At 33.8% G+C, this 16,258-nt stretch carries 21 protein-coding genes and 1 tRNA gene; 10 read left to right on the top strand and 12 right to left on the bottom strand.

Annotation, left to right across the window (positions count from 1 at the left end; genetic code table 11):
• Positions 1–3: 3 nt before the first annotated feature.
• From C5F50_RS06205 to C5F50_RS06170, 8 genes are all read left to right on the top strand, one after another.
• Positions 4–291, top strand: a complete 288-nt coding sequence (locus C5F50_RS06205; protein ID WP_179372788.1) for a hypothetical protein — start codon at positions 4–6, stop codon at positions 289–291.
• Positions 292–364: 73 nt separating this feature from the next.
• A tRNA-Asn gene (locus C5F50_RS06200) sits at positions 365–438 on the top strand.
• Positions 439–626: 188 nt separating this feature from the next.
• A complete protein-coding gene (locus tag C5F50_RS06195) occupies positions 627–875 on the top strand; it encodes a hypothetical protein (RefSeq protein WP_179372787.1) in 249 nt (82 codons plus the stop codon).
• A gap of 11 nt (positions 876–886) precedes the next feature.
• Positions 887–1,114 carry a hypothetical protein gene (locus C5F50_RS06190; RefSeq protein ID WP_179372786.1) on the top strand — a complete coding sequence of 76 codons (228 nt, stop codon included), beginning with the start codon at positions 887–889 and terminating at the stop codon, positions 1,112–1,114.
• A gap of 129 nt (positions 1,115–1,243) precedes the next feature.
• On the top strand, positions 1,244–1,693 hold the full coding sequence (locus C5F50_RS06185; protein WP_179372785.1) for a DUF2299 family protein: 450 nt from the start codon (positions 1,244–1,246) through the stop codon (positions 1,691–1,693).
• Positions 1,694–1,752: 59 nt separating this feature from the next.
• The gene (locus C5F50_RS06180; RefSeq protein ID WP_179372784.1) at positions 1,753–1,905 is read left to right on the top strand and encodes a hypothetical protein; all 153 of its coding nucleotides are present in this window, start codon (positions 1,753–1,755) and stop codon (positions 1,903–1,905) included.
• A gap of 531 nt (positions 1,906–2,436) precedes the next feature.
• Entirely contained in the window at positions 2,437–2,922 is a 486-nt protein-coding gene (locus tag C5F50_RS06175; RefSeq protein WP_179372783.1) for a DUF4352 domain-containing protein, read from the top strand.
• 92 nt (positions 2,923–3,014) lie between these two features.
• Positions 3,015–3,398 (top strand): hypothetical protein, encoded by a 384-nt coding sequence (locus C5F50_RS06170; RefSeq protein ID WP_179372782.1) that lies wholly within the window; start codon positions 3,015–3,017, stop codon positions 3,396–3,398.
• 81 nt (positions 3,399–3,479) lie between these two features.
• Here C5F50_RS06170 and C5F50_RS06165 read toward each other — a convergent pair whose 3' ends face one another.
• The 7 genes from C5F50_RS06165 to C5F50_RS06135 all read right to left on the bottom strand — a co-directional run bounded on the left by C5F50_RS06165 (position 3,480) and on the right by C5F50_RS06135 (position 8,512).
• Entirely contained in the window at positions 3,480–3,884 is a 405-nt protein-coding gene (locus C5F50_RS06165) for a PPOX class F420-dependent oxidoreductase (protein ID WP_179372934.1), read from the bottom strand.
• Positions 3,885–4,037: 153 nt separating this feature from the next.
• On the bottom strand, positions 4,038–4,538 hold the full coding sequence (locus C5F50_RS06160; RefSeq protein ID WP_179372781.1) for a winged helix-turn-helix domain-containing protein: 501 nt from the start codon (positions 4,536–4,538) through the stop codon (positions 4,038–4,040).
• 349 nt (positions 4,539–4,887) lie between these two features.
• Positions 4,888–5,193: a hypothetical protein gene (locus C5F50_RS06155; protein WP_179372780.1), complete on the bottom strand. Its 306-nt coding sequence runs from the start codon at positions 5,191–5,193 to the stop codon at positions 4,888–4,890.
• A gap of 21 nt (positions 5,194–5,214) precedes the next feature.
• Entirely contained in the window at positions 5,215–6,039 is an 825-nt protein-coding gene (gene purC, locus C5F50_RS06150) for a phosphoribosylaminoimidazolesuccinocarboxamide synthase (protein ID WP_179372779.1), read from the bottom strand.
• 43 nt (positions 6,040–6,082) lie between these two features.
• On the bottom strand, positions 6,083–6,469 hold the full coding sequence (locus C5F50_RS06145) for a hypothetical protein (RefSeq protein WP_179372778.1): 387 nt from the start codon (positions 6,467–6,469) through the stop codon (positions 6,083–6,085).
• A 293-nt stretch (positions 6,470–6,762) separates the two neighbouring features.
• On the bottom strand, positions 6,763–7,041 hold the full coding sequence (locus tag C5F50_RS06140; protein ID WP_179372777.1) for a DUF427 domain-containing protein: 279 nt from the start codon (positions 7,039–7,041) through the stop codon (positions 6,763–6,765).
• A 37-nt stretch (positions 7,042–7,078) separates the two neighbouring features.
• On the bottom strand, positions 7,079–8,512 hold the full coding sequence (locus C5F50_RS06135) for an amidophosphoribosyltransferase (protein WP_179372776.1): 1,434 nt from the start codon (positions 8,510–8,512) through the stop codon (positions 7,079–7,081).
• 205 nt (positions 8,513–8,717) lie between these two features.
• Here C5F50_RS06135 and C5F50_RS06130 point away from each other — a divergent pair, with 205 nt between their 5' ends.
• Positions 8,718–9,536 carry a hypothetical protein gene (locus C5F50_RS06130; RefSeq protein ID WP_179372775.1) on the top strand — a complete coding sequence of 273 codons (819 nt, stop codon included), beginning with the start codon at positions 8,718–8,720 and terminating at the stop codon, positions 9,534–9,536.
• Positions 9,537–9,538: 2 nt separating this feature from the next.
• Positions 9,539–9,721: a hypothetical protein gene (locus C5F50_RS06125; RefSeq protein WP_179372774.1), complete on the top strand. Its 183-nt coding sequence runs from the start codon at positions 9,539–9,541 to the stop codon at positions 9,719–9,721.
• 361 nt (positions 9,722–10,082) lie between these two features.
• Here C5F50_RS06125 and C5F50_RS06120 read toward each other — a convergent pair whose 3' ends face one another.
• From C5F50_RS06120 to C5F50_RS06100, 5 genes are all read right to left on the bottom strand, one after another.
• A complete protein-coding gene (locus tag C5F50_RS06120; protein WP_179372773.1) occupies positions 10,083–10,331 on the bottom strand; it encodes a hypothetical protein in 249 nt (82 codons plus the stop codon).
• 91 nt (positions 10,332–10,422) lie between these two features.
• A complete protein-coding gene (locus C5F50_RS06115) occupies positions 10,423–10,932 on the bottom strand; it encodes a DUF6036 family nucleotidyltransferase (RefSeq protein ID WP_179372772.1) in 510 nt (169 codons plus the stop codon).
• Positions 10,919–12,004: a hypothetical protein gene (locus C5F50_RS06110; protein WP_179372771.1), complete on the bottom strand. Its 1,086-nt coding sequence runs from the start codon at positions 12,002–12,004 to the stop codon at positions 10,919–10,921. The genes C5F50_RS06115 and C5F50_RS06110 overlap by 14 nt, the downstream gene beginning before the upstream one ends.
• Before the next feature lie 682 nt (positions 12,005–12,686).
• Positions 12,687–14,189 carry an MBOAT family O-acyltransferase gene (locus tag C5F50_RS06105; RefSeq protein WP_179372770.1) on the bottom strand — a complete coding sequence of 501 codons (1,503 nt, stop codon included), beginning with the start codon at positions 14,187–14,189 and terminating at the stop codon, positions 12,687–12,689.
• 1 nt (position 14,190) lies between these two features.
• Positions 14,191–16,227, bottom strand: a complete 2,037-nt coding sequence (locus C5F50_RS06100; RefSeq protein ID WP_179372769.1) for a pentapeptide repeat-containing protein — start codon at positions 16,225–16,227, stop codon at positions 14,191–14,193.
• Positions 16,228–16,258 lie beyond the last annotated feature (31 nt).

Below are 16,258 nucleotides of genomic sequence, written 5' to 3'. Positions count from 1 at the left end.
CTAATGACCCTTGATCCTGAATTTTTAAAACAAACAACAGATTTGATTGAGCAGACACTTGAATTATACAAATCAGCAGGTGCATCTCCCAGAATTGGAGAAACGTGGGATTGTGCAAACATAGGGGATTTTTTGTGTGGGTTTTTTGTAGGAGAGATGGTAGGTTCAGCACTTAGTGCATTTCAAATTGTACATCAAAGAGAACCAACACCTGATGAACATCTAGAAATTATTGAACTAGTTGAAAGCCATGCAAAAGAAATCAAAGAATTTTTTGCCAAATTCAATTAAGTTTTCTAACGTATTTCACTCCAAAGTGTATAGTCGGAAAGATTAAATCACTTTTACCAAGGTACAAACTTGTGCCTCCCTAGCTCAGCGTGGTAGAGCATCCGACTGTTAATCGGATGGTCATCAGTTCAAGTCTGATGGGAGGCGCGTATTATTTCTAAACTCGAGTTTTGAAACATTATTTTTCACATATAGTGAAACTAACATTCTAAATGAATCATATTTCTAAATTCGAATTTCGAAATATTGATCGGTTGATAGTAATTAGTTGAGACTATTAGACAACATAGATCTAATAGATGATCGCATATCTAGAATAATGCAGGAGGCTTACATTGGTCAGAACTAGAAGGGCCAACAGATATTGTGTTGATTGTGGCGCTAGGCTAGTGTATTACCCAAGATTATCTAACCCTAAAGCACCAAATGAACACAGAGTTTTAGTTTATGCGTGTCCTGATTGTACTGATGACTTTGAAAAACCGAAAATGTTTTCAATTAGACGAAATCAAGTTGAGGATCCACTAGAGACAGTTGAAATAGAGATTACACAGTTACAGAAAAAATCAATAGCTACAAAATAATTAAAAAAAGCATGGAATATACAAAAAAACCAAGGAGTAATGCCTGGTTTTTGTTACCTGTTTTTTTAGGAATTATTGGAGGAATTATTGCGTTCTTTATTTTACGTCACGATGATCCGCGTAAAGCAAAGAATTGTTTGTATCTAGGCCTTGTTTTAATGGTAATCGGAATCATATTCAACATTTTGGTAGCTTCATCATTTCCAGGCATAGATTCTGGGTTTAATGTTAATATCTGAGCATGAGCAATATTGTTTTACAAGGAGCGATTTCAAATATTTCTAAATTCGAATTTAGAAACATAGTAAATTCAGAGTAATAAACCATAGAATTTAGAATCATATAGAACTAGGTTTGATTGTTTTTACATGAGTGTGTCTAGACTGAGAGATAGTGTTGAAAGATGGTTAATTCATGAAGGACTTTCTTTTGAAGCAATTAAAAGTACAGAAAATACTTTTCAAATTTTAGTAAAGCATGCAGGTCAGACAGGTATTCCTGTAGAAATATTTGAGCCAAAAGGTCAGCCAGGTATTCTGGTAATAGGAGCCAAAGTTGTTATGAAAAATAACCAAATTGCACGTTATTTGGGATTTAATCAACAAGAAAAAGAAAACTTTGAAAAAAAAGTCACTAATTTTTGTCACTCAATTCAGGTAATTAACAAAAACATTGCTGAGGATGGAAAACAGAAGATTGGAGTATATGTTGTTCTAGATGACAAAGAAAATATCAACCAACAAACAGTTTTTGATGCAATAGAGAGTGTATCTGAAAAACATGAAAAAACATCGAGATTTTTGTTAAAGACATTCTAAAAATAGACGATTTATCAGTTCTACGCGTGCCTTATATCAAAAAAGCAATATTTCAAAATATGAAAAGCAAAACTTCAAAATCAAAACCAAGAGAATTAACTCTATCTACAGCTGAGCTGTCAAGATTTGGTATGGGAGTAATGAGTAGAGCACTCAAAGTTGTCAATACTGCCAAAAAAGGAAAAATTACTATCAGAGTAGAAAGAGAATAATTTTCGGGTTTTTTGTTTCAATGTCGGGGTAAATCCCCCCCCTTTTTTTTAGAATAAAGGTGTGTTCAAAAAAGCACGTATGGGTGATAAAATAAGAATCATTTCAGACAATATGTAAAAGGATTCATTTTACAAATTAGTAAATCACCAATAGTAGAATCATTCTACAACATATTTGAAAAGTTTGGAATAATTCTCATCATGCTATTTTTCAAATTATAGATATGATCACTCCAATGCTTCAAAATTTTGTAAAATGACTAACTAATTGAAATTATGCCTAGGCGTTAAACCCCCCCTGAAAAATGGTGTATTTAGTCACAAGATGATTTTTTCAAAAACAGTCGTTTTGAGGGGGGGTGTAACACTTGTGCCTGAATATGAAATGCAACCATTAATCCACCAAGCTCTGCCATCTAATCATGCCTCAAGTTTTATTGTTGTGCGTAAAAGCTAAACCCCCTATTTTTTGTGCAAAATATACCCAAAAAAATGCGTTTCAACTATATACCAAAAAATTTCAGTCAATTTATGGCTGGAATGGGAGTAATAATTGTGGTTGGGGCCATAATAGCATCCATAATCTTTGCAAATTACATGTATACACAATACACAACAAACTACATTGAGGCAGTTGGAGGAAAAGCAACCATTGTTGGTCCAGTAGAATACATTATTACTTTTGAAGGAACACATGAGGGAAGTAAAGAAGTCGTACCAGAAAACACATTTGTAAAAATAGGAATCACTGCAAAAAACATCACCGATAAGAAAACAATCATTTCAGGAGGACAATTTTACATTGTTGATGATAAAGAACAAAAACACGAAGCAGTTTATGGAGAATTTTCATCAAAAGATTTATTTTTAGAAACTCTAGAACCAAACAAACCAATTGAAAGAACAACACAGTTTGACATTCCATTTGATGAAGAAAAACAATACAAAATAATTATCAGACCGCAAAAAGATCAGTCAACAGTTGATACAGCTGTTGTTTGTATTACAAATTGTTGATCGTAAAGCAAAAATTGTGTCAAATTTTTCTATAGTTTGTGTAGTAATGTATGACTTTTACCATATAACACACATGATTTTTGCAAAATGTTATGGCAGTATCCAAAGCCAAAAGAGCCGAAGCAGCTAAAAAAGCAGCAAGAACTCGAAAGAGAAATGCAGCTAAAAAAGCAGCTGAAGCACTAAAAGCAGCAGCAGCTCGTAAGAGAAGGGCAACAGCATCTCGAAGGAAAAGTGCAGGTAAAGCAGCACCAAAGAGAAAGGCAGCAGCAAAACGCAGAGCCGCTCCAAAGAGAAAGGCAGCACCTAAGAGACGAACTGCAGCTAAAAAAGCAGCTCCAAAGAGAAAGGCAGCAGCAAAACGCAGAGCCGCTCCTAAGAGACGAACTGCAGCTAAAAAAGCAGCTCCAAAGAGAAAGGCAGCAGCAAAACGCAGAGCCGCTCCAAAGAGAAAGGCAGCTAAACGTCGACGTTAAGCTGTCTATACTATCTTTTTTCTTATTTTACATACTTAGTTTATGATGTTTCTAAATTCGAATTTAGAAACATTGAAATTGCTACTCATTCATCTTTAATTCTGGCAAAACAAAAACGTTGTTTGGTTTGATTTTTAGGATGACTCTTTTTTCATCATCGCGTTTGAATGGATAATGTTCTCGTCCCAGGTATTGTTGTGTAAGTTTGTCTGCATGTTTGTATTCATAATCCGGAATTAATTCTTCAACAGTTCCACGAATTGCAGTCATGTCAAGTGGATTGTCTTTGGATACAACAGAAACTGCAACGCGAGGATCACGTAAAACATTTTTGTGTTTGATTCTTCCTTCTGCAGTATTTACTAAAACATAACCATTTTCATAATTTGCCCAAACCGGAGATACTTGAGGAGAACCATCTTCCATTACAGTTGCAATGAAAACAAGATTTTTTTCAGAAAATAGATTTACAACTTTTTCGTCAATCATTTTTTCATTACACCAGATCTGTGAGATTGATTTTGCAATATTAACAATGTGTCTTGTTTTTTATCGATTTTTTCATGAAAATGTTCAGAAAAATCAAATGTGTCTTTGATCGCATTTAATGATTCATTAGAATCAAATTGCACATAATGTCTATTTGTTGTGAGATTTTTCAAGTACATTAGTCATCGCTCTATTCATTATTTCCATTACCAAATACTGTGAATAATCTTCAGATTTTTTCCCTTTTGATTTTGTTTTTGGTGTCAATCCTTTGAGGATTTTTTCAATTTTTGTAGATGTGTTGTTAATGACTTTGGAATATGTAGAGTCAAAATCTTCAGGTGTTTGAAAATCCAACAATTTAGTTGATGTACTATAATATTTTGTAATAGCACCTCGTGATTCCTCAATTCGTGCAATTTCAACTAATCCGGATTCTTTTAGAATTTCCAGATGATGCCGTACTGTAGTCAAAGCTTTTTTGTATCCAGTCTTTTTTAGAGCAGTTGAAATTTGGTCTGCAGATAATGCTTGACGGTATAAAATTTCCACAATTTTTGCCCGTGCAGGGTCTTCAATTGCACGTGCGTGTTCAATACTTGTCGTAACAATACGATTAACTTTGATTTGCTTTTCTAACAATGTAGACATACAGAATTACCTTCAAATCCGATCTAAAAGATCCGCGTATCATATTTTTTTGTCTAATCGCATCAATTTTTGTTTACTTTAATTAATATTGGATTGCTATCAATTTTATCATTACCACTACAAGAAATACTATAATGCAACATAGTATTATGATACCACTGTAATTATTATGATACCACTATAATTATTGTAACATCAGTAAAAGAATTTTTGTAATGGTTTTAAAATTTTCAAAAAGTACCAAAAAAATAAAAATCAGAAAAGATATGTCAGAAAATTGCCATCAAGACATTATTTTGTGAATCATCAAAAACACAATTCGAGTTGAAAGAAAGATGCTAGGCGCAGATTAAGAATTTAATGCAGAAACAATTTCTTGTTTGATATCTGCCAATCGGTCATTGAAGACTTCAGATATCAAATTCATCATTTGAAAAGTTGATTCTGCATTAGTCTCTTGTTCAGTATCCGTAAGTTTGTTATTTAGATAGTTAGTTGCTTTTGCAACAAATGAGTGATAAACCATTCCAAAAATACAATCATCCAGATTCATATCCCAATGTTCAGAGTTTACCATGTTGGTGTAAGATGGGATTTGATTAATTACAATATTCAACAATGTTTCAATTTCTTTTTTATCTTCTATTGTTCCCATAGTATTTCAATTCATCAAGGGTTAAAGAGTATTTCCAGTTAATTTTTCATATGCTATCACGTAGCGCTCAGTCATTTTTTGAATAATTTCATTTGGAATCTCAGGTGCAACAGGATCTCTTCCTGCATCACGTTCATCATCAAATTGTTTTTGATATCCATTTGCAGTTAACCAGTCTCGCAATAGTTGTTTGTCATATGCCTCTTGTATTTCTCCAACAGTATAGGAGTCCTTTGGCCATAAACGATACTCATCAGGGCCAATAGAATCACCCAGCGTAATTTTGCCATCTAGAATTCCAAACTCTAATTTCAAATCAGCCAAAATAAAACCAGCACCATCTGCAATTGTAGACATTTTTTTGTAAATTTCAACAGATGTTTTCTCTAACCATCGGTATTGTTCCTCAGTTACTAAATTCATCTCCAACGTTTTTTCTTTGTTGATTGGAATATCGTGTTCTGATTTTGTAGTAGGATCAAAAAGAGGTTCTGGGAGTTTTGCAGCCAAGGTTGTGTCTGTTCCTTCAGGAACTATGACCTCACCTTTTTTCCATCGATTTACTAGACTACCGTAAAAATAGCCTCTCACAACACACTCTATTGGCAACATCTTCATCTTTTTTACAATAATTTCAGTGTCAGATTCTCGTCTGACAAAATGATTAGGCACAGATAATTCATTAAACCAAAATTCAGCAAATTTGCACAGTACTTCTCCCTTTCTAGGAATATCTTGTTTGAATTTTACATCATATGCTGAAACTCTATCTGAGAACTTGAAGAGCAGGGTATTTTCATCCACATCATAAAGATCCTTTACTTTACCACTTGTTAGAAACTTCAAACAACCATATCATAATTTTATGGGATTTAACTGCTAGGAAAAATCAGGAACCCATCATTCCTACCATCTTTGGCATTTCCCGGTATGCTTTGTTTACAAAAACATCATTGTCAGCAGTGATCATTACAAACTCCATTGGATTGTCAGAAGGTGGAGAAACAATGATTTTTTTACCTACATCAATAGTTCCCAATTCCAAGGTATCTCCTGCCCCAAAATTAACATGAACATTAGTTAATGGTTGAAACCCTGTATTTTGAATCGTTACACGTCCCATAACAAACAGACTTTGTTTATCCAAAACAGGATCAACAAAAATATCATAATCCTGTGTAGATACAGATAATTTCAAAACATCCATTCCAAAGATTACTGCCATGATTACAATAGCACCAATTCCCGTACCAATAATTGCAGTATACTGTTTCACGCATAATTCATGGTTTTTCTAATAATTAAAACTAGTCAAAATATTTGTGGCAGTTGAAACTAAAATATTGAAAATTCCAGGTTCTAGGCACATCTTTATTCAAAAGTTGTATTTTTTAAACAAGTAGGGATAAAATAATTTTTCAATAAAATAGAAATTATGAAATTGATGCATATTGATGACAATAAACAGATTTTGGAGCCATTTGAGTTTTATTTTGAAGTAAATTATGATTTTATACTCTATCCTGTTTCGGGATCACAGCATCATAGAATTAACAAACTAGAAACAAATCACTTTATTTTAACACCATTCCAAAACGCTACCATTCCTTTAATCTTCTTGGCAGCGTCATTTGGCTCTTCATAATACCATGCACAGTCTTTGTTGGTTTTGCCATTTACTGTAACTGAATAATAATTTGCCATACCTTTCCAACCGCAAAAAGATGTAAAATCAGTCTTTGCAAAATATTCTTTTTTTATAGAATCGATTGGAAAATAGTGATTTCCTTCAACAACTACGGTGTCATCACTGTCGGCAATTACCACACCATTCCATACTGCTTGCATATTTTTTAATTCAATTTACCATATTTAAAAAAATACCCTATTCTCCTTTCATTTCTTTTCTACTTCGAAATTCAGGAGTAATACCAAGTGATTCATAATCACCTGAAGAACATGTGAAACACATCGAATCTTTTGGAATTCCAACTGCTGCTGCAAGATTTTCAGCATCATTGTATCCCAAAAAGTCAGCGCCAATACTTTGTCTTACCATTTCAGTAATTTCTTCTTGAGTCATCTCTTTGCCGTCAGAAAATGTTGCAAGTTCTTCTTGAGATGGAAAATCAATTCCGGCATAACATGGGAATTTAATTGGAGGATATGTAATGACCATACTAATTTTTTTAGCTCCTGCCCTACGTAGTGCTTTAATTATTGCTTTTGAGCTTGTGCCCCTAACTAAACTATCATCAATTACAACAACATGTTTTCCCTCAATAATTTCCCTGATTGGGATAATCCATCGGTTAATTTCTATTCGGTCTGATTGATGCGGTTCAATGAAACTTCGCAATGGACCTTTCTTGCTATATCTATCCTTTAGAAGTCCTTCATCAAAAGAGACACCAAGTTCTTGTGCATATCCCAATGCAGCTGGCCTTGCAGAATCAGGTACAGGAATTACTAAATCAGCATCATTAATTGGAAATTTCTTTGCCAAAAATCTTCCAATATTCTTTCTTGCAACATAGATGTTAGTTCCTTCCATGTTACTTGAGGGATGTGCAAAGTAAGTAAATTCAAAAGAACAATGTGCACGTGCAGGATCATCAGAGAAACGTTCAGTTTCCAAACCATTGTTACTTAATTTTATTAATTCGCCAGGGTTTACATTTCGTTGTAGTTTTGCACCAACTGCAGATACTGCAGAAGATTCCGATGCAACAATGTAAGTATTATCAGATTCCTTGTACCCTAAAACCATTGGACGGAATCCCTTTGGATCACGTGCTGCATAAACAGAATTATCATCAGAGATAAAGGTAAAACAATAAGAGCCAATCATTTCATTTTTGAGAATTGAAAGTGCTTTTCCCATTTGACCATTCTCAGAAATTAGTGCAACTAGTCTCTGAGCCGCTACAAGTGTGTCACTTGCATTTTGCGGAGTAAAAGAACATCCACCAACTAGATTTGATAATTCTTGTACATTTGCTATGGTTCCATTATGTGCAATACAGAGATCTTTTACCTTGAGGGGTTGTGCATTTTCTAATGAACTTCTTCCCATTGTAGAATATCTAACATGCCCAATTACTGCTGGGGAAGAATATTCTTCGGTGATTTTTTTAAATTCGGATGATGCTCCAGATACTAATCCTAATCGTTTAAGTGGAGGCTTGTTTGGAATTGCAAGACCCCAGGCTTCTTGTCCTCTGTGTTGAAGTGCTCTTAATGCATCAATTACCATAGGAACTACATTAGTTCCACTCAGGCTAAAGATTCCAACAACGCCACAATTTTCCTTAACCAAAGCTATTTTGACTCCTTATTAGTGCGTAAATTTTAAACCGCAAATCAGATACTGAAAATCCAGTAACCATCATTATGGTTATTAGTTATGACAATAAAAACGCTAATCAGTTATGCGATCAAAATCATAAAATTCCGTGATTGGGTTGTTTAGCACATTTTAGTAGATTCCTTTATGAACTTCCCATTATTCTGTTAGTCATATTATGAAATATTTTGTAATTTTTTTGATTCTAATTGGGTTCCTGACGTCAACAGTATTTGGAGAACCCCTTGATTTTACGGTTGCCGAAGTTTACTGGAAACAGGCCAGTTTCCCAAGTCATGATGGAACCAAAGCCACCATAATTGTGACTGATCCTGACATGAATCGACATCCAAATGTAATAGACTATGTGTGGATTGCAATTCATTCGGATACTGATCATTCTGGTTTTAGAATGACACTTTTTGAAACCGATTTTGATTCGGGCATATTTGAAGGAGATGTTGTATTTGTAGAAAAACCACCTTCGGGGACAGGATTTTTACATACTGTTGAAGGGGATACAATAACTGCAGAGTATGTGGATACTCTATTTCCTGTAAATCATACACCTACTAGAAATGCTATAATCACAGAAAATGGAATAGAGATGTTTTCAACTGCCATAGTTGGGGGAAGTTCACCTCCGATGGAGAGAGCTCCTGTATCAAACTTTATGGTGCTAGATACAGAAAAAATACCTATAGATGACAATTTAATTTCTGTAGACCAACAAATTAGACTAGTTTCTGACTTAGAAAACCAAATGGACAGAATTCAGCCATTTGCATATTTAGTTCAAATACAAAACAGTCAAAACCAAGTAGAATCTTTATCTTGGCTTACTGGAAATCTTACATCTTTTCAGAAAATAAATCCTGAGGTGACATGGATTCCTTTCAAAGAAGGCAAATACACTGCAACTGTATTTGTTTGGGAATCTGTTAACAATCCTACTGCCCTGTCTCCTCCAGTAAACATTAACTTGTTTGTCAAGTAATTGTGAAAGAAAATGATAAGAAAATTGGAGATCATGAAAGAGCAATTAACGAAAAAGTGGATGTCAGTGAAAATGTTGGGGTTGTAAAGAAAAGTGTACGGCATCTTAAGGAAGATGTATCCGTAGGAGATAGCGTAGGTGTGCAAGTTACGAAGGCCAAAGATAAAAACCTGCAAGAAGATTGAAACAATAAATCCTCATAAAACAAAAAGGAATTATGGAAATCAGTCAGGAAGATTGATGGATATTCCTCTCTAAAATATAGAATAGATAAAGAAACACTCAAGCAGTTTCTTTAAAAATTAAGAAGAAATGATAAGAAAACCCCTATCTGAACAATTCATGATGCTGTAAAATCTGGAACACTTCCAAGCAAATTTTCTGCAAAAGATGTGAAGAAAAAAATCAAAGGATTTGCAGATTCTACATACAGTACATTTTTGCCAAAGCACAGGAAAGGAAATCCATGAAAATACACAGAATACTTCAAAAGAGTATCTTCTGGCACATATTCTATTATCTGAATTTGTCAGATTCTAATTTATTTTATATTTTACACAACATACATTGCTTTATTGGAAGTTGTGGATTAGCATCATGTATTGACTTCGTAAATAACATTGTATCATCTTTATTGCTGAAGAATGTCCAAGCATCTACAGGAGAATCAAAAACACGTTCACCTTTGAACAGTTTGTGTACTCCTATTTGATGAATTAGGATACGTGGATTTCGTTTATCATAATAAACTGCATATTTGATCAATTTTCCAATTTTATCTAGTTCATCAGGCATGGCAAAATTATATTTTTAATGATTAATAATTGGTCTGATCAATACATGTTAAAATATTCCATACACATTTTCACGTAAGGATCTGTAATGTCTAAAAAAACTTCTTCATCACATGGTTCAGATTAATCTCATAGTTTTCTTCTCTGCCTGTATAGATCACTTGCTTTGCTCTTTTTTTGATCTGAGCCTTTGTGATCTTGAATTTTTTGATGCACATTGCAATGTCTTCCTTGTCTCTTTCATTTAGCCTGCCGATTTTTGTCACGATGATGTCAAGTGGATCTAGAGTCTTGAGTTTCATGTTTTTCATCTTTGTTCTGACATTTCTGCTGTTTTTCAAATAGTCATCAGGCAGGTCTTGGCTGAAGACCATTCCGTTGTTCCACGTGTCGACTTTGAACCCGTGAGGAACCAGATTCAAAACCCTGTGAAACTCTGCATAATCTTCTGCTGGAATCGTGAAATTGACGTCAATTGTAGATTCTTTGGCGTTGTGAAGTGTCATCGCAGTACCACCTACGGCCACAACTGTTATCTTGCGTTCAAGTTCCTTGTCTAGTTCCTCTAGAAAGTCCAAAAGTACCTGCTTATTCAATGACATCGTACAGCCTCATCTTTTTTTCCATGTCTTTCAGGCTCAGTTCTATTACCTGTTGGTCTGTCTTTACCTTCTGTTTTACTGCACCAGTAATCTCTCTCATGATTTGTTTGACCTCTTCTGTGGGAGTTATCTCATCTAAAACTTTCAAAATATTGTATAGTTGTCGTATCATCTTGAATTTTGTTACCAGAAAAACTAGAAGAGAATAGTTGATCTTTTCTTTGTTTTTTGCAAGGATTATTGGTATTGCCTCTAACCTACGAACATTGTCTTTTTTTACCAAAATCGAAGTTACTAGATATTCAATTCCTATTGCTTTTCCCTGGGTAATTTTTGTACCCATCTCTTTGTATCCAAATCTTGCAAGATTAAAAACAATATCTTGCTCTGAAATCTTTGCAAGTGAAATTGATTCTTCTTCTACTTTAATTCTTATTCCTTTGTCAAGAAGGTTTTTGATCATAAGCCAAAAAGCCTGAGGATAAAATATTGCAATTTTGTCTGACATTACTTCTTTTATTGGATTGGCATCTTCATATCTCATCAAATTCTCAAAGCTTGTCTCATCTAACATCAAATAATCTATTCTGATGTTGTGCACTCGTTGAAGTAATTCCATATTACTACGAATGTCTTTGAATTCTTCTTTATTCTCTTCTTTGCGCAATAAGATAAGAAATTCAATTCTGTTTAACTTTGCATTTGTTTCAGGATTTATAATTAAAATAGATCTTATTATGCTAAATTCTCTCAGATATGAATTAATTTGTAGAAATAGTATTTGCCAATCTTTTCTTTTTTCTAAAAATTGAACCTTGTTGATGAGTTCAACCTGTGCTAGATTATCAATTAACAAAGGGTTATCAAAGTTTGGCGATGCAATAGATGACTTTCCAATTTTTTCAATCGTGATAAGATTTGACTTTTCCATTTCATGGATGGACATGTGAATATTTTTGTAATCTGCAGATCCATAGATGCATTCGATTTTATTTTTTATTTCGTTAATTGACATTGGGTTGCCAATCTCTCTGGCCAATATATCCAGTATTTTGTACATGTTTTCTTTCATATTTAGGCACCTATTATGGTTTATTACCATAATATTATGGTAAAAGTACTATAAATACATAGTACATGGTTAGTACATCAGAAAGTAAAGTAGATTAGCTAAAACGTTTCTTTTTAACAAATAATTTCACTGAAACAAAATATTCTAATCCCAACTAATACCATCCAACAACGAATTATTGACATAGATCTTCTTTGTATCCGATGTCCCACATCCTTCGCAGAATAATTCAAATCGTAAAGTGTGGATTAGTTTGAGTTTATGTTCATTTTTGGATTCTTTGTAAAATGTCAAATTTACTATGCGCACTTCACGTTCACATTTTTCACAATAAAATGCTGCATGATCAGTATCATCTATTCTGGCATCAAATGCACAGACATGAAAAGAGGATGTTCATCAGATGTCCAAAAAGGATTCCACTATACACATTTCCGTGATAGATTATGCTAGGTGCACTAAATTCATTTGAAAACCCTTGTTTTTTGGCATTGGTCAGCCTTTCCTCATAGTACTCATTTAGTTTCATAAAATAGTCTTCTCTTGTTCCACCATACTTTTCAATCATTTTGTCTGCTAGAAAAAATTCATACACTACAAAATCAACTACATCAAAATATACATTGAACTATAGTTTAAACTCTAATTTTAATTACATAAAATACGTCATTTTGGAATTATTTTAAAATTTAAAATAAATAAAATCTTGCGGGGAACCGTCATACAAAACCAAAATTATTACTGCAAACAATGTCATGACTAATGTCCATTTTTTCAGAGACAAATTCGATGCAATTTGATGGATGTTTTTCTTGTATGATATAATGCAGGTTATGATAAAAACAACAATCAAGAAAACTGAAATCTTGTTTGAGGATATTAGTTCCAGCGTTTTCTCTGTTGCAAAATCTATTAGGACATATTTTTGCATAGAGTACAACATAAAATCAAAATTTTGAACTCTGAATGGAATCCATGCTAAAAATACAAAGTACTGTACCGTTAAAATTGAAATAATTTTACCAATTCTGGTACTAAAAAATGGATGCAAAGTAAATTGAGGAAATTTCTTTCCAAAGAATCGAGTTACTGCTAGATACGCTCCGTGAAGAAGTCCCCATACTACAAAATTCCATGCAGCGCCATGCCAGATTCCACCTAAAATCATCACTGCAAACAAATTGCCATATGTCCCAACAGATGATTTTTTGCTACCACCAAGTGGTATGTACAGATAATCCCTCAACCATGTTGACAAAGAAATGTGCCATCTCTTCCAGAAATCTCTAGGAGATGTGGCAAAATAAGGACGATTAAAGTTGATTGGAATCTTAAAACCCAAAACTGTAGCTATACCTATTGCAATATCAGAGTACCCTGAAAAATCAGCATAAATCTGAATTCCAAAGCCAATTGCTCCCAAAATGATGGAAAATGACTCTAATCCCATAGGATTTGAAAATATTTCATCTACCAGAGGCGCAATATTGTCTGCAAAAAACATCTTTTTTACAAAACCAAAACCCATTATCGTGATTCCCAGTTTGAGGTTGCTGCTATTTATTGAGATTTTAGACAGTTGTATTTTTTTGCCTAACTTTATGGTAGATGATGAAACAGTTTCCAAACTCTTGATTTTCTCTCTTAGTTGAGGTAGAAAGTCACTTGCACGTAAAATTGGGCCTGCAACTAGCTGTGGGAAAAATGCTACAAAAAGTGCAAACTCCTTTAGAGATTTTGATGGTTCTAGTTTTTCTCGATAAACATCTACGGTATAACTAATTGTTTGAAATGTGTAAAATGAAATTCCAATGGGCAACGCAATGTACAGAAATGGTATTTCATCAGCCAGATTAAAGTAACTTCCAAAAAAGTTGAATTGCGCAATTGCAAAATCGGCATACTTGAAAAATCCTAGCAACCCTAAATTCCCAACCAAACTTGTTATAAGCAGAATCTTTTTCTGAGCAGGGTTATTTTTTTGCTGATGTATTTTTTTTGCAACATAGAAATCAAGAACTGTAGAAAAAATCAACAGGCTGATCAAATAGTTTGATGAATAATAAAAAAAGAAATAACTTGCAATTAATAAAAACAAGTGTTGGTAATTGCGATTTTTAACAATGACTATTGTAGTTACAACTAGGATGAAAAATACAATAAAATCAATTGTGTTGAAAAGCATTTTACTCCCTCAAACTATTGCATATGGTATGATCGAGACACCGCAGATTAGCATTATCCAGAATGGCTCCTGTAAAATTGGCAAACTTTAGTTGGGTTCCTGTAAGATTTGCCCCAGTTAAATTAGTATTTACAAACCGTGCGCCAAGAAAATCTGCAAAAGACAAGTCTGCACCAATCAAATTTGCATTGGCAAAATTTGCATGCTTTGCATTAATCTGTGAGAATTGTGCATTTGGAATATTTGTAAAACTCAAATCAGATGCTAAAAGTGTCACCCCATTCATATCTGATGTAGAAAGATCAACTCCGGACAGATCAGAGAAAATAAATTCTGACCCTCTAAATGAGGTATTTGTAAGATTTGCCCCAGACAGAACAACTCCGGACAGATCCAAATATGACATGTCAAAATTACTGAGATTCGATTCGATCAGTTTTGTGCCTGAGAATCTCGTTTTATTATCCCTTTGAGCACCGCTAAAATCGGTCTGAGATAAGTCTACACTTGAAAAATCCACATTTGTCATGTGGGAATCTCTAAAATTTGATTTCAACATATTTGATCCTGAAAAATCAATGTTCGTCATGTTCAGATTTGAGAAATTCACCCCCATAACCAGAGAGTACCTCAAATCAATATCGGACAATATTGCATTTGTTACATCTGCAAACAACAAATTTGCACCGTTCATGGATGTGTGTGTAATTTCTGCATTAGAGAGATTTGCATAATACATGTTGGCTCCATTCAAAACTGAATCACTCATAATGATGCGTGAAAAATCAACAGATTCCAGATTTGCTTGAGTCAAGTCTGTATTTGCAATTTTCTTTCCGGACAAATCTTCATTTGCTAGAACAATACCTGAAAGATTGAGATTTTCAAATGAATGCAGTTTACGTATTTGTTTACTGTTCAAATTTTCACTTGATGATTTTCCGTATTGAAATTCTAATAGATTCTGTGATTCGTAGTTTCTCTCTCTGCTGTCTATGATGTTTAGTGTAAAAAATGCAAAATCTTTGCTAAACACAGATGATTTTGCATTAGCTGCTACATGAGTGGCATCATGAAATATGTCCAGTTCTTTGTATCTGTCCAAAAATGAATAGAGTTTCACATTAGCATTGTTTGTAATCTTGTGTAATCCTACAAAATAATGTTGGATTGAAAGATCTGACAATACATCTAGATATGGCCCGCTGTACGGGGCAACAAAAACTGCCACGTCGATATTTTTTTCATGTAATCTGTCTAGAATTATCCCAAGATGTGCCAATTCATCCTTGTTCATTTCTTCGCAGTATCCAAAAACCATGTTTTTCAATTTTTCTTTTAACTTGCTGTTTGGAACAATCTCTTTTACCCCTCCCTGTTTTTTTAATTCCGTATAATTTTTATCAAGAAATGACTCTGTCTGAACTTCTTTTTGATACAAAATGTTATTCAAAAATGAAACAGTCGCAAATTTGGGCTCTACAAAATCTGGGAATCCTGGCACAGTTTGCTTTTTGATCTCATTTTTTATGATTGCCAGAGGCTCAAAAACATTTGAATCCTGAGGGATATCTGTAATTTTTTCTTTGTCTGGTATTTCTTTACGCATCTCCCAAAATGCACCATAATTCAGAGGCAAACATTTTGTTAGGCCTGGGGAAAAATCATCATATCCAAATTCCCTCATTCCCAGTCCGTATAAAACCAAATCAGGCTCCATGTCAATTATCTTGTCAATCTGTGCAATTCTTTCTGAAGGTCTGTCTCCATCTTCGGTAAGATTGTACACTTCGTAATCTTTCTTGCCATGATTAGCCAAATATTCATCAATGCTAGTAAAATTTAGAACGTCAACTGAACTTGCACCCAATACAAAAATTCGCTTTTTGGTAAAATCAACTCCGTCAAAATTACCCTCAACACTTGAAGTTTGTGTTGCATAGATGTCAAAAAATGTCAAGTATGCAAATAGAATTAAAAATGAAATGCCCAGTATTAAAAAACATGCAATTCCAAGACCAGTATTTGGTTTTACCATTGTTTTTGATTTTCATACTCGGTATTAGAAG

The sequence above is a fragment of the Nitrosopumilus ureiphilus genome, assembly GCF_013407185.1.
GTDB lineage: Archaea > Thermoproteota > Nitrososphaeria > Nitrososphaerales > Nitrosopumilaceae > Nitrosopumilus > Nitrosopumilus ureiphilus.
This window is presented reverse-complemented; position numbering and strand designations above follow the sequence as displayed.

Coding starts and splice junctions, on each gene's coding strand:
- C5F50_RS06205 (WP_179372788.1), top strand. CDS start 4: ATGACCCTTGATCCTGAATTTTTAAAACAAACAACAGATTTGATTGAG.
- C5F50_RS06190 (WP_179372786.1), top strand. CDS start 887: ATGGAATATACAAAAAAACCAAGGAGTAATGCCTGGTTTTTGTTACCT.
- C5F50_RS06185 (WP_179372785.1), top strand. CDS start 1,244: ATGAGTGTGTCTAGACTGAGAGATAGTGTTGAAAGATGGTTAATTCAT.
- C5F50_RS06180 (WP_179372784.1), top strand. CDS start 1,753: ATGAAAAGCAAAACTTCAAAATCAAAACCAAGAGAATTAACTCTATCT.
- C5F50_RS06175 (WP_179372783.1), top strand. CDS start 2,437: ATGGCTGGAATGGGAGTAATAATTGTGGTTGGGGCCATAATAGCATCC.
- C5F50_RS06170 (WP_179372782.1), top strand. CDS start 3,015: ATGGCAGTATCCAAAGCCAAAAGAGCCGAAGCAGCTAAAAAAGCAGCA.
- C5F50_RS06160 (WP_179372781.1), bottom strand. CDS start 4,538: ATGTCTACATTGTTAGAAAAGCAAATCAAAGTTAATCGTATTGTTACG.
- C5F50_RS06155 (WP_179372780.1), bottom strand. CDS start 5,193: ATGGGAACAATAGAAGATAAAAAAGAAATTGAAACATTGTTGAATATT.
- C5F50_RS06140 (WP_179372777.1), bottom strand. CDS start 7,041: ATGCAAGCAGTATGGAATGGTGTGGTAATTGCCGACAGTGATGACACC.
- C5F50_RS06130 (WP_179372775.1), top strand. CDS start 8,718: ATGAAATATTTTGTAATTTTTTTGATTCTAATTGGGTTCCTGACGTCA.
- C5F50_RS06120 (WP_179372773.1), bottom strand. CDS start 10,331: ATGCCTGATGAACTAGATAAAATTGGAAAATTGATCAAATATGCAGTT.
- C5F50_RS06115 (WP_179372772.1), bottom strand. CDS start 10,932: ATGTCATTGAATAAGCAGGTACTTTTGGACTTTCTAGAGGAACTAGAC.
- C5F50_RS06110 (WP_179372771.1), bottom strand. CDS start 12,004: ATGAAAGAAAACATGTACAAAATACTGGATATATTGGCCAGAGAGATT.
- C5F50_RS06105 (WP_179372770.1), bottom strand. CDS start 14,189: ATGCTTTTCAACACAATTGATTTTATTGTATTTTTCATCCTAGTTGTA.
- C5F50_RS06100 (WP_179372769.1), bottom strand. CDS start 16,227: ATGGTAAAACCAAATACTGGTCTTGGAATTGCATGTTTTTTAATACTG.